General features: G+C 56.6%; 9 protein-coding genes. All 9 read left to right on the top strand.

Features of this window, described 5'->3' with window-relative positions:
* The first annotated feature begins 8 nt into the window (after positions 1-8).
* A complete protein-coding gene (locus DTF_RS0101540; RefSeq protein ID WP_027713893.1) occupies positions 9-1,121 on the top strand; it encodes a cytochrome c3 family protein in 1,113 nt (370 codons plus the stop codon).
* Positions 1,121-2,578, top strand: a complete 1,458-nt coding sequence (locus DTF_RS0101535; protein WP_027713892.1) for a YncE family protein — start codon at positions 1,121-1,123, stop codon at positions 2,576-2,578. Before DTF_RS0101540 ends, DTF_RS0101535 begins: the two co-directional genes overlap by 1 nt.
* Positions 2,579-2,637: 59 nt before the next feature.
* Positions 2,638-4,059: a 6-bladed beta-propeller gene (locus DTF_RS0101530; protein WP_027713891.1), complete on the top strand. Its 1,422-nt coding sequence runs from the start codon at positions 2,638-2,640 to the stop codon at positions 4,057-4,059.
* A gap of 95 nt (positions 4,060-4,154) precedes the next feature.
* Positions 4,155-5,465, top strand: coding sequence for a cytochrome c3 family protein (locus tag DTF_RS0101525; protein ID WP_027713890.1), 1,311 nt, complete (start codon positions 4,155-4,157; stop codon positions 5,463-5,465).
* 42 nt (positions 5,466-5,507) lie between these two features.
* Entirely contained in the window at positions 5,508-6,944 is a 1,437-nt protein-coding gene (locus DTF_RS0101520) for a cytochrome c biogenesis protein ResB (protein ID WP_027713889.1), read from the top strand.
* A 114-nt stretch (positions 6,945-7,058) separates the two neighbouring features.
* On the top strand, positions 7,059-9,191 hold the full coding sequence (locus DTF_RS0101515) for a tetratricopeptide repeat protein (protein ID WP_027713888.1): 2,133 nt from the start codon (positions 7,059-7,061) through the stop codon (positions 9,189-9,191).
* Positions 9,166-11,112 carry a tetratricopeptide repeat protein gene (locus tag DTF_RS21350; RefSeq protein ID WP_162148576.1) on the top strand — a complete coding sequence of 649 codons (1,947 nt, stop codon included), beginning with the start codon at positions 9,166-9,168 and terminating at the stop codon, positions 11,110-11,112. Before DTF_RS0101515 ends, DTF_RS21350 begins: the two co-directional genes overlap by 26 nt.
* Positions 11,099-12,976 carry a tetratricopeptide repeat protein gene (locus tag DTF_RS21345; protein WP_051360685.1) on the top strand — a complete coding sequence of 626 codons (1,878 nt, stop codon included), beginning with the start codon at positions 11,099-11,101 and terminating at the stop codon, positions 12,974-12,976. Before DTF_RS21350 ends, DTF_RS21345 begins: the two co-directional genes overlap by 14 nt.
* 18 nt (positions 12,977-12,994) lie before the next feature.
* On the top strand, positions 12,995-13,335 hold a 341-nt coding region (locus tag DTF_RS26795), incomplete at its 3' end, for a hypothetical protein (protein ID WP_162148575.1).

Here is a 13,335-nt window from a genome sequence, read left to right as displayed (position 1 = left end):
GATCGGGGATGACTTTTCGCAAGGCATCTGTTGTATGGGGCCTCCTGGCGCTCATTGTGGGCCTGCCTGCTCCCGTCATGGCGGCGGTTGCAGGGGACTGCTCCAATTGCCACACCATGCATAACAGTGAGAAGGGGCGTCCCGTCGCATACGTTCTCGACAGCGCGGGGCAGAAGGTCCTCAAGGAGGAGCCTTTCCAGAACCTGCTTAAAACCGATTGTCTCGGTTGTCACAGCAATCCCGGCGCCACGACCATCACCACTCTGGGCGGATCGAATGTCCCGATCGTCTTCAATATCCTCGAACCAACCTATCCGCCGGATGGTTCGGACACATCGGCTCTGGCGGGCGGCAACTTCCACTGGCTCATGAGCAGCGGCGATGCATACGGACATAATGTTTTTGGAATAGCCAGCGAAGACCTCAGATTCGACACCGCCCTGGCTCCCGGCGGCGAGCCCCGAACGGGGGACTGCGGCAGCTGTCACGGCACCCTGGCTACCGTTCAAAGCGGTTGCGAGGCCTGTCATGTGACACGGCACCATGCCAAGGGCGAAGAAAATATCGTCGTTGGAGAGGGAGAGGGGTGGTATCGTTTTCTGGGATCGGTTATGCAGCGCAATGATGGCGTGGCAGTCACCGAGGGAGTCGTGGGGATCGAAGCCCCGGACTGGGAGCAGGACCCGACCCCGGACACGCACAATACCTACCAGGGAGCCTCCGGTGAGTTTATCGGTTATCTTGAAAGCGGTTCGATCAGTCAGAAATGTGCCGGCTGCCATGGCATATTCCACAACGATACGCAACAATCGCCGACCTCGGTCTGGATTCGCCATCCTGTCGATGTGGCGATTCCCGACTCCGGTGAATTCACGGGATTGGTCAACTACGACCCGATGGTCCCGGTAGCCCGCTCGGGAACCCTCCAGCCTACGGACGCCGACTTCAACCTGGTTGAACGTGACTCCGACATGGTTTCATGCATTTCCTGCCACCGTCCCCATGGCTCGCCCTATCCGGCCATGTTGCGTTGGGGTTACCGAGATTGGCCGGGAAATGATTCGCATACCCTGCAACCCGCGCTGAACGGTTGTGCGGTCTGCCATACGAGTAAGAGCTGATGAATTGCTGCGCTGCCATATCGGAAATCTTTCGAGTCCGTGCCCTGTGGGTCCTCTCCTTTCTCCTTTTGCCCCTTTTCTGGGGCTGCTCCGCTCCGAAGGAGAACTTCACCGCGGAGCTGTTCGAGCTTGAAGGATACTCTCAAGATATTCCCAGAATCAGTTGTTTCCTGACACTCAAGGAACCTCATGGCCCGGATCTCAGGCTGGAAGTCGCCAGTATTGAAGTCCTTGGAGACGGTCTCTGGCTGCCTCTCACCCGGGGACCGCTGACTCTTGATTCGGCGACAATCAGTTCCGGCCAAATCTACCTGGGGGCCACCTCGGCTCCGCCCGGCAATTACAGTCGTATGCGCTTTATGATAACCAAGGGAGAGTTAGGGGCAGCCGATGGAAATTATGCCGTTGTCACCAATGATCCCTTTGCCGTGGAAGTGCCCATTTCTGAAAACATGGACCTGAATGGCACGGACAGACGTTCCCTGCTCATATCCTGGGACGTGGAGAGTTCCATCCGGAATGATAACACCCTGACCCCGGCGCTGGTTGTCAATCCGCCGACAGCTCAATTGCTCGTCGGTCTCGTTTACGTATCTTGTCCAAACATCGACACGATTTTTGTCGTTCGGGCCGACAAGAATTGGGTGGTCGATTCCTTCGGCCTCGGGGGGGGGCCGACCTACCTGGCGATCGACCCGAATCGTTCCCGGCAACTTCTTTACGTGCTGGCTTCCCGCGAAAGAAGCATCAAGGTCGTGGATCTGGCCAATCAGAAGGTTGTTGATTCCTTCAGGGCATCCCCCAGCGATTCCCCGACGTTCATGACCATCAGCCCGGATGGCCACAGAGCGTATCTGCTCGATGAGGAAGGGGGCTTCCTCGATGCCCTTGACCTGACGACGGGACAAAGCGTCGCCCGTGTTCATCTCGACTACCGGCCGAGCTATGCGGGTTATCTTGAAGAGCAGGATCTCCTGGCGGTTTCGTTGTCCCTTTCCCAGGATGTCCTGCTGCTCGATCCCGTCACCCTTTCGGTGAAGATGACAATTCCGACCGGCAGCAATCCTCAAGGACTCGCTGCCTCGGAGAACTTCCTGCTGGTCGCTGAAGAGAGGGATAGCACGGTCTCGATGACCGATCTCGAAAACCGGGAAGATCAAAGCCAGCTGACGGTGGGTTTTGCCCCCATGCGCATTCTGGCGACCGACGACCAGGTTTATGTCAGTAATTACCGGAGCGGATCCCTATCGGTTCTGGTTCCCGGCCAACTGAGCGTCTTTCAGGAGATTCCCGATCTGGGTCGCCCGAAAGAGATGGTCTTCAACGAATTTTATCGCCGGGTCTATATCACGGACGAGGGAAGGGGGGCTTTCTCCATCGTAGATGCCAACGCCAATCAGTTTCTCGGCAGAGTGTCCCTCGGAGCCAGACCTTTCGGATTGGCTGCAATCGAATAAACAAGACGATGTCTCGATTTTGTCGCTGCGGAGCCTGGAAAATAGCGAGTCCTATCTTCATGACCAATGCTCGATCCATAAAAAGAAAACGTTCGTTTCTGGCGAAGGCACTCTGGTGCGCTCTTCTGCTCGTCTCACTTACGGTAGAAAATGGTCTTGCCGGCGAAAGATTCAATGTGCCGATCACACCCATCGCCCAGATCACGATTGATGATGAAGGAGACTCTCTGGAATATCCATACACGGTCTTTTACGACCCGGTGGTTGAAGAGACATACATCGTCAATGTCGGCTCCTCCAGAGTCGTGGTTTATGGCCCGGATTATTTCCCGCGCGTCTCCATCGGTCGGGGTCGGGGGGTGGCCGCGCCCATCTCGGGAGCAGTACTGAGCAACGGCGACGTGTATGTCGGCCAGGTAAAAAATAAAGTGAGCAAATCGAATCGCATCACGATTCTGAATGGAGCTTTTTTTCCAAAAAAGGAAATCAACCTCGATGACATTCCGGAGGTGGCCGGTTTTTATCCCAGCCAATTCGCGGTGAATCGTGACGGAAAGATTTACCTGACGGGCGATGCCGGCCTCGGAGTATTGGTGCTGGATAATGACGGCCGTTTTTTGCACCGGCTTCAGCCGATTGACAAGATTGATTATCTCGAGATGCTGCAGGAATGGGATAGTCTGGAGGAAGAAATTGCCTTGAATGAGGAACAGGAGGAGGGGTTCCCGTTCAAAGCGGAAGAGACGTCACCGGTAAAAAAAACCGATCCGGCGAAAACTCCCGAAAAGCACCGCCGCCCCGATCCATTTAAGGAGCTGAGGAGCAGACCGAAGGATTCCGAAGGGAATTACCCGGTCAGGATCAACCATGTTTCCATCGACAGCGAAGGAAGACTTTACCTCCTCAGCCCTGAAACGAGTAAGGTCTACGTTTACGATTTCGACGAGAACTTCATTTTTTCTTTTGGCGAAAGGGGGGGGACCCCCGGCAAATTGAGTCAACCGAAGTCGATGGCCATAGATGAAAAGCGGCAGCTGATTTACATCGCGGACTACATGCGCCATTCCATTCTGGTGTACAGGATGTTTACCGGCGAGTATCTCTTCGAGTTCGGGGGGCGTGGCGCCGCGCCGGGATGGTTCAATTTCCCGAACGGTCTTGCCATCAACAGCCAGGACCAGCTTCTTGTCGCCGATTATTTCAATCAGCGTATTCAGGTTCTCGATGTCGGATTCGATGAGGTTCCCCCCCTGGCAAAGGGTGGCTCGTCGAGGACCTCTGTACCGGAACCGTCCGCCCGTGTAGATGCGACGGAGAAAGAAGTTGGCGTTCCCGACCAACAGGAGGACGCAGTCGAAGAGCCGGGTCGAGGTCTCGATGGAGACGTCGTCGAGGAGGTCATCGAGGAAGAGATTATTCCGGGCGTCGCCGAGTCCCCGGCGCTCTCCTACACCAGGGGTGATCAAAAGAGTGCCTGGTAATCCCGGTCCGAAGATGCTTCCTTCGAACAGAGACTCGTTGGCCCGAATGGGTCGGGAAATCATGGGTGTTGTGCCGAATGAAAAGAGGTCGACGGATGCTCAAATCTTCTGATTCAGCAAAATACCTTGGCCTTGTGGTCTCCATGCTCGGGGGGATAGTCCTGGCTGCATCCACGGTGTGGGGAGGTCCATACCTCGATTCCGCCCACGGCAACTATGGAGACGGCATCTCCGGCTACGGCGTCAGTCGTTCCAGCACGGGCAATTATGCTACCGGCAACTGTGCCCACTGTCATGAGCAGCACGCCAGCATTCAGGGGGTGGAGCCCGATCCTGCCGACGGAGCAGCTCCTCATGCTCTTTTTGCCGAAAACTTCAACACGGGACGCACCCAGAACATTTACCTCGAGTCCGACAATTTCTGCTTTTACTGCCACTCCGGCAGTTCCGGTCAACAAGTGGATAACAGGGATTACAGTGAAGTTTTCGGCGGAGCCGATGCCTTGAGCGGCCCTCAATCGATCCTGGACGCTTTCAACCAGGCCTCTTACCACAACCTGTATGACATCTGGAATTTCCTGAGCAACGACCCGTCCTATTCATCGTGGTTCGCCAAACGTGGCAATCCGTGCAGTGCCTGCCATGATCCGCACCTTGCCAAGCGCAACTGGGACAGCTCCCAAACCGGATTTCCTCTTCTGAGCGCCATCACCAAACCGGCAGCTGCCGCGTTATGGGGGGAAACCGAAGTGATGTCGAACTATCTCGCCGGCTATGAGGCCCCTTATTCTTTGGGCACCGATCGGGAGCCGGCGGGCGAGGGAGCCCCCAACGGAAGCAATACGCCTGATTATGCGGGCTTCTGCACAACCTGCCACGACTATGACAACATCATTGCAAGCACAAGCCTCGGCCGTGACATCAGGCCGATCAATTGGGATGATGCCAGCTACGACTCCGTGACCCTCCACGACAAGCATGGCACGGCCCCGAGGGACGGCGCCGATAACCTTCGCGATCCTTACTCCCTGGCGGGCAATACCAATTTCGTCCTCTCCTGCCTTGATTGCCATGAATCCCACGGATCTGAAAACACCATGATGCTGCGGCGGCGGATCAATGGTGAGGATTTGGAGGGAGTCGTCACGGAAGTCTCTACCGAAACCAAGAGCTATGTCTGCAAGCGTTGTCATCCCGATGACCTGGCTGCGGGAGAAGGAAGCAATCCCGACACATGGGAATACGTCCATCACCTTGTTGCCGATGCCCCCTATGCCCAAAATGGGTGCAACGACTGCCATTCTCCTGGAACCAAGCACATCGACTGCGGCAACTGCCACAGCCATGGCATGGATGACAGTTGGATATCGGATCCGACCCTGCGATCAGGACGAAAGACCTTCTAACCTTTTCTCGGGAACCGCCGGGGCATTTAAACACGGAATATCATGTCAAAAACGAAAAACAAGGTCTGGCGCTTCTTCGCCTCAATCAGGCTCGCCCTGATCTCCCTGATAGTCCTGGCAACCACTTCGATCATCGGGACAGTGATAAAACAAGGAAAGTCGCCTTCCTTCTATGCCGAGGAATTCGGGCCGGACGTTGCCACGCTCCTGGACCTGTTCGACCTTACGAACATGTATACTTCCACGTGGTTTACCCTTCTGCTGTGCCTGTTTGCCGTCAATCTTATCGTATGCAGCATCGAGCGCTTGCCCGTCGTCTGGCGCATGGCATTCCTGGACAACCTGGAGGAGCTGCCGCAGTTGGAAAAGATGGGCCTGACCCATCGAACCGGTTCCATGTTGCCGGCGGAGCACGCCGTGGAGCGAGTGCAGGGATGCATGGCCCAAGCCGGTTGGAATAATCCGCGGAGGGTGGGCCGGGAAGACGGGTCCGTGCTGCTTTTTTTTCAGAAGGGCGCTTGGACAAGACTTGGCGTATATGTTGTCCATCTTAGCGTCCTGGTTATTATGATCGGGGCCTTACTCGGCACCCAGTTCGGCCTGAAGGCTTTCGTTTTCCTGCCGGAGGGGAGAGTCACGAGCGATGTTTTTCTGCAGGAGAACAGGCGCCCGGTTCCACTGGGGTTCAATCTGCAAAACGACCGGTTCGAAAGGACCCATTATCAGGACGGATCGATCCGGCAGTACCAGGCGGACCTGACCATTTTCGATCCCGAACTCGAAACCCCTTATCGGAAATCGGTCATCGTGAATGATCCGCTCGCGCATAAGGGCTTTACCTTCTATCTTGCCGACTCCGCCCCACTCGAGGAATTCTACATCCTGGTCCGCAACCGCTCGGCAGAGATAGAACAGGCTTTCCGTGTCCCTGCCGAACGGGATATTCCTTGGCGGGAAGGCCATGCCCTCCTGCGTATTGAGGAACTGCAGCGCGACCTGGAAGGGGCCGTGCTCAGGGCAAAAATCCGATTCAGCACAAATGGTGGGGATGAGCCATCCGAGTTCTGGATCGACAACAAGGGCACGGCATCTATAAGGCAGTCAGGGATGGACTATGCTCTCACGTTTCGACAGTACTACGAAACTATGCTCATCGTCACCAAAGATCCAGGCGTCCCGCTCGTCTTCAGCGGCTGCATTCTGCTGGTCGCCGGCCTGGCCGTCAGCTTCTTCCTCTCGCACCGCAGGCTCTGGGTCAGGATTACCCCGAAAGGGCCACGGGAGTCGGCAATCCTGCTCTGCGGCACCAGCAACAAGAACAAACTCGCTTTCGAGGGTCGGTTTGAAGAGCTGGGCGCCAGCATCGACAGGGATCCGACCCTGGTCTCCGGCTCCGGTCTCGCTCCCGATGATCCGGTCTATCGCGACATCCAAAGTGCCAAAGCAGGCAGAGTGCAAGAACGGACCTGCTGGAAATGAAGATAATTCGGGCACTTTTCTGGTTGAGTTGAAGTCCAGGTTATTGTTCGGAAGGTGTTTTAGCTCGTTGACGTGCATACATCCTACCCTAAATGCAGTACGGAGCCACGGAATTTGAACATCAAGCATCATTTCAATCACTCTCTTACAGCAGTTCTGCTGATCCTGATTGCCGGCATCGCCGTCTATTCGAACACCTTTCATGTACCTTTTGTTCTCGATGACTTCAGAGAGATTACAAACAATATATTTATTACAAATCTCGACAATTTTTACACTAATCCTCTCCAGTATAAAATAGACAACCCTAACCGTTTTGTAGCGATTTTTACTTTCGCCCTCAACTACCATTTTCAGGGTCTGGATGTCACCGGTTATCACCTGGTCAACCTGAGCATTCATCTTATCACGGCCCTTCTGGTCTATGCTCTTTTGCGCCAGACCTTTCGTACCCCCTATTTCAGGGCCAATGGGTCAGGGTCCCAGGTTCTGGAAGAAACGCCTCCTTCGTTCTTCTCCAGTCTCGCTTCCCGTGAGCGTTTTATCCCCCTGTTTGCCGCACTTCTGTTCACTGTGCACCCGATCCAGACGCAGGCAGTGACCTATATCGTCCAGCGCGAGACGTCCCTTGCTGTTCTGTTTTACCTGTTGTCGATGGTGCTGTATGTGCAGATGCGCCTGGGCGTCGAGGCCTCACGCAGCCCCTCTTTGCCTAAGAAGAGTGCCCCCTCAGATACCAGCAAGAGAAACGTCTCCGCGCTTGCCAGGGTGAAAACGAAGGGGATCCATGCGCTGCTCCTCGCCGGCGCGGTCGTGTGCGCAGTACTGGCCATGAAAACCAAGGAAATTGCTTTTACCCTGCCCCTGTTGGCGCTGCTGTACGAGGTCTCTTTTTTCCGGGGCCCGTGGAGATGGCGCTTGTGCTTCCTCCTGCCGGTCCTGCTGACCCTTCCTGTCGTGCCGATCTCCCTGCTCGGGATCAGCGGCCTTCCCGACTTCAGCCTGCCGGAGATCAGCCTAACCGCCAGGAAGGTCGACCCCCCGGAAGAGGCCAAGGGCGCGGCAAGGATCAAGCCGGCAGGCGAAGTCGCTCCCAGAAGCGGCTTCAGTCCCGGCAACCCTGTCAGTCCTGATGGAGATTTCTTCTCGGCCACCGGGGACCGGCTGCGGTCCCACACGGTCATGCCCAGGAAAGTTTATCTCTTTACGCAGTTCAGGGTGCTGATCACCTATATTCGGCTGCTGGTTCTGCCCGTCAACCAGAACATCGATCACCAGTACCCTTTCTACGATAAATTTTTCACCACGCCGGTCTTTCTGTCGTTTCTGTTCCTGACGGCCCTCTTCGGGTTGGCCGCCTACCTGTTCCGGGCAACGCGAGCAGGTGACGCATCTCAGTCTCTTGCCGGGCGTGATCACGGCGTGCCGTCCTCATCACGGGGGGCTGCCAACGTTGACCCGGCTCTGCGCCTCGTCGCTTTCGGCATCCTGTGGTTTTTTATCACGCTGGCAGTGGAATCAAGCTTTGTTCCGCTCCCGGACGTGATCATGGAGCATCGCCTGTATCTGCCCGGCTTCGGCGCCTCTGCTGTTTTTGCCACCCTGTTGTATCTGCTGGTCGAGAAATTCTCCGGTCCGTCCATCGGCAGAATACTCTTTCCGGTCGCGATCGTCCTGGTGCTGAGCCTTGGTTTTGCGGCGTATCAACGGAATCACGTCTGGAGGGATCGCGTCAGCTTGTGGGAGGATGCCGTCGCGAAATCACCGGACAGAGGCAGAACGAACAACAATCTTGGTGTGGCCCTGGCCAAGGAGGGCAGGACGATGGAAGCCACCAAAGCCTTCTCCACGGCCATCGAGGTTGATCCTTATTATTTCAGGGCTTATTATAATCTCGCTGACCTGTACCTGGCCGAAGGGCGTCCGGAGCTGTCTTTACCCCTGCTGCAGGTCTACCAGCAGCTCAATCCCGAGGAAAAGAAAGGTTATGTCCTGTACGGGGCGTCCCTGATGCGGTCGGGGAGGTTCCCTGAAGTCATCTCCTTCTTTGAGCAGAACATCGATCGTGTAGGCGGGAATGCCGAAGCTCATTTCTACCTCGGCTCGGCTTACGCCTTCCTGGGTAACCGGGAGGCGGCCCTGCGGGAACTGAACATCGTCTCCTCGCTCGATGCCAAACTGGCCGCAACCCTGGCCGGCCTGCTCGGCAGGAATTCGCCTCATGGATTTTCCAATGGAACTCACTAACCCCCGCCTGCGGCGATCGATTGTCACTCTGCTGATTCTGTCGGCCGGCATTATCGTTTATGCCAACACCTTCCAGGCGCCCTTTGTTCTCGATGATACGCCATCGATCGTCAACAATAAGGCGATCAGGAGTCTCGCCAACTTTTATCCGTACGGATCGGGATACTTTCTGCCGGGTCGGAGCGTCGCCTACCTGAGTTTTGCTCTTAATTACCACTTCGGCGGTCTTGACGTAACCGGCTATCACGCGGTTAATCTGATAATTCATTTGATTTCCGGTCTGCTGGTTTACGCCCTGCTGCGACTGACCTTTTGCACCCCATTTTTCGAGGACCACCACAGGCAGCCGACGGCGGGACCGGAAACGCAGCCGGGAATTCTTTCGTTTTTCGCCTCCAGACGATCTTTCATCCCCCTGTTCGCCGCATTGCTGTTCGTCGTTCATCCGGTCCAGACTCAGTCCGTGACCTACATCGTGCAGAGGATGACCTCGCTGGCAACCATGTTTTACCTGTTGTCCATCGTCCTGTACGTGATGGCCAGACTATCCGGCGAGAGGGGAGGCTCCGGTGAACGGGAACCGGCAGAGAAGGAACCTGCCACAGCCGCGAAGGTAAGAATCAAGCCCGTTTTGCTGATTTTCGGGGCGGTTCTTTCCGCGGTCCTGGCGATGCTGACCAAGCCGATAGCCTTCACCCTGCCTCTGGCTGTTTTCCTCTACGAGCTCTGTTTCTTCCATGGTGCGCTGCGAAAGCGCATGGTTTACCTGGCGCCGCTTCTGGCGACCCTGCCCGTCATTCCGCTGACCATCCTCGGTGTCGGCGGGACCTCCGACCATATCCTGCTGGACGCCGGCGACCAGCTGCGGGTCGGCAGCGACATCTCCCGGCTCGATTACCTGTTCACCCAGTTCCGCGTGCTTGTTACCTACCTGCGGCTGCTGGTTTTTCCGGTCAACCAGAATCTCGACTACGACCACCCGGTGTACGCGACCTTTTTTACCCCTCCGGTCATTTTCTCCTTCCTGCTCCTGGCGGCCTTCTTCGGCGCGGCCATGTTCCTGTTCCTTGCCACCCGGAGGGCCGGCGCTTCCTCGACGCTCAGGGCGCGGCTCCCGTCGTGCCTCGTCGATCCTGCGGCACGACTGGTCGCCTTCGGCTTCTGCTGGTTCTTCCTGGCCCTCGCCGTCGAATCAAGTTTTGTTCCGATCGTCGACGTGCTGGTTGAACATCGCCTCTACCTGCCAAGCGTCGGCATCGCAGCAGCCTTTGCCACGGCCCTTTACCTGCTGGCCCGGAACCTTAGCCGGCCGACCGGCGCGAAATGCCTGGCCCTGGTTTCGCTGGCGCTGGTGATGACCCTTGGGTTTGCCACCTGGCAGCGCAACCACGTCTGGGGGAATGCCGTCCGCCTGTGGACGGATGTGGTCGAAAAATCCCCAAACAAAGGCAGAGCCTCCAACAATCTCGGCGTCGCTCTGGAGCAGGCCGGCAGGAGGACGGACGCCTTCAGGATGATGTCCCGGGCCATCGAGGTCGAACCCGGGTATTACAAGGCCTACTACAACCTGGCCGACCTCTACCTGGTCAGCGATCGGCCCGATGACGCGCTGCCGCTGCTGCAGGCCGCCATCAGGCTCCAGCCGCAATTCACGGAGGCCTATGTGAAATTGGGCGCGGCTCTGATGCGGGGGGGCAGGTTTCGCGATGTGATCGCGTTTCTGGAACAGAACCTCGATCGGGTCAAAGAAGAGCCCGAGGCTCGATTCTATCTGGGCGCCGCTTACGCTTTCCTCGGAAACCGTCAGGCCGCAATGCGAGAACTGGACATACTGACCCGATTCGATTCCGCTTTCGCCGCTACCCTGTCGGGCCTGCTGGGATCGAAGTCGAACCACGGTTTCATCCATGGAAGCAATTAGCCACTACCGGCAGGTTCTGCCGGCAATCCTCCTGATCCTGCTGGCCGGCGGCATCGCCTACGCCAACACCTTCCAGGTTCCTTTTGTGATGGATGACACCTATGTCATTGCCTCCAATCCCGTCATTCAGGATCTGCAAAACTTCTTCTCCGATCATACGGAAGGGGATCTATATCCGCCCAGGATCCTCGGATATCTCTCCTTTGCCCTCAACCACTATTTTGGCGGGCTCAATGTCGTCGGATATCACCTCGTCAACCTCTCTATCCACCTGTTCACGGCTGTATTGGCCTTTTACCTGACCCGGCTTACCTTCAGGACCCCGCGATTGCGCATGAGCCGGCTCGCGCCGCACGCGAACCTGGTGGCGCTGCTGGCCGGCTTGCTGTTCGTCGTGCACCCGGTCCAAACCCAGGCGGTGACCTATATCGTCCAGCGCATGGCGTCCATGACGACAATGTTTTACCTGCTGTCGATGGCGCTGTACGTCAAGAGCAGGCTGGCTCTTGACGGAGAAAAAGAGAAGATCTTCTCCCGAAAAGGCCTCATCCTCACGGCGGGGTCTGTCGGATGTGCAATCCTGGCCATGAAAACCAAGGAGATCGCCTTCACCCTGCCTCTTGCAGCCGTGCTGTACGAAGCATGCTTTTTCACGGGAGATTGGAAAAGACGATTGCTGAATCTGTCGCCGCTCCTGGCCACCCTGCCCGTGGTGCCGATAAGCGTTCTGACGAGCACTCCATCGAAGGGGCAGCTGCTGGCAGACCTCAGCGAGAAGACACTAGCGGCCGGAACCCTGTCGAGAATGGACTATCTGCTGACCCAATTCCGGGTGATGGTCACGTACCTGCGCCTGCTCGTTCTGCCGGTCAACCAGAATCTCGACTACGACTATCCCCATTATTCACGGTTTTTCACCCCGCCGGTTCTGCTGTCGTTCCTGTTGCTGATTGCGATGTTTTCCCTGGCCATGTACATTCTCTGGCGAACCCGCTCCGCCAGCCCCTCAACCGGTGGCGATGCGCCCTGCTCCAGAACCGTCCCCGGCTCCTCCGTCACCGTCGACCCGTCGCTCCGCCTGGTTTCCTTCGGCCTCTGCTGGTTTTTTCTCACCCTGGCCGTGGAGTCGAGCCTTGTCCCGCTTGTGGACGTCATCGCCGAGCATCGTCTCTACCTCCCCTCCTTCGGTCTGTTCGCGGCCTTTTCCGTGGCCTTATCTCTTGTAATTGTCAAATTCAGCGGTTCGGCCGGAGTTCCCCGTCTCATCCTCGGGATGACCCTGCTGTTGTCCTTCGCTTTTGGTTTCGCGACCTATCAGCGCAACGATGTTTGGGGGGACGGCGTCAGCCTCTGGCAGGATGTGGTGGCAAAATCTCCCGAAAAAGCCCGAGGATACAATAACCTGGGCGAGATTCTGAACAGAAAGGGTCGGTTTCCCGAGGCGATAGCTTCACTGAGACGGGCCCTGGAGCTGGATCCCTTTTTTAAGCCCGAAGCCTACCACAATCTCGGATACGCTTACATCATGACCGATCGGAGCTCCGAAGCCGTGCCTTTGCTGAAGACCGCGATCCGGATTGATCCCGACTCTACCACGGCCCTGGTCATACTGGGGATGGCGTACAACCAGCTGAGGCTCTTCCCCCAGACGGTAGCCCTGCTGGAAGAGAATCTCGATCGGCTCGGCAAAATCGTCGAGGTTCATTATCATCTCGGCGTCGCCTATGCCTTTCTCGGCGATGTCGACGCCGCCAGGAGAGAGCTCGAGATCGTCTCGCAATTTGACCGTCCCGAGATGAAAGCCGATTTGATCCGCCTGCTGAATATGAAGGCTTCCTGGCGGCCGTCGAGAGAGCGCAATTGATTCATCTACAGAGGTGCTATGAACAGTCTGGGAACCATGGGTTGGAATAAAAGACATCTTCTCGTGTTATTGGCCGGAGTACTTGTCGTTTATGGAATATCCTTTCATAAAAGGTATTCGACCTATTCTCACTGGATGGAAAAGAGCAGTTATTATGTAGTAGACGACGTCATAACCATGACGGAATACGATGCCTACTATTGGTTGGAGATGGCCAAAGAGCTGGACAAGGGCACTTTGGGAACGGGGCAGCCGGACCCCACCAAAAACTATCCCGACCTGGCGCCGTTCGCCATCAATGATCAGCCCGCCCTGCTGGCTGAGCTCATCAGCCTCGGCAGGAACCTGACCGGCGGCAG

It is taken from the genome of Desulfuromonas sp. TF, assembly GCF_000472285.1.
Taxonomy (GTDB): domain Bacteria; phylum Desulfobacterota; class Desulfuromonadia; order Desulfuromonadales; family ATBO01; genus ATBO01.
This window is presented reverse-complemented; position numbering and strand designations above follow the sequence as displayed.

Excerpts from the sequence above, each read along its gene's own strand:
- DTF_RS0101540 (WP_027713893.1), top strand. The coding sequence starts at position 9 with ATGACTTTTCGCAAGGCATCTGTTGTATGGGGCCTCCTGGCGCTCATT.
- DTF_RS0101535 (WP_027713892.1), top strand. The coding sequence starts at position 1,121 with ATGAATTGCTGCGCTGCCATATCGGAAATCTTTCGAGTCCGTGCCCTG.
- DTF_RS0101530 (WP_027713891.1), top strand. The coding sequence starts at position 2,638 with ATGACCAATGCTCGATCCATAAAAAGAAAACGTTCGTTTCTGGCGAAG.
- DTF_RS0101525 (WP_027713890.1), top strand. The coding sequence starts at position 4,155 with ATGCTCAAATCTTCTGATTCAGCAAAATACCTTGGCCTTGTGGTCTCC.
- DTF_RS0101520 (WP_027713889.1), top strand. The coding sequence starts at position 5,508 with ATGTCAAAAACGAAAAACAAGGTCTGGCGCTTCTTCGCCTCAATCAGG.
- DTF_RS21350 (WP_162148576.1), top strand. The coding sequence starts at position 9,166 with ATGGATTTTCCAATGGAACTCACTAACCCCCGCCTGCGGCGATCGATT.
- DTF_RS21345 (WP_051360685.1), top strand. The coding sequence starts at position 11,099 with ATGGAAGCAATTAGCCACTACCGGCAGGTTCTGCCGGCAATCCTCCTG.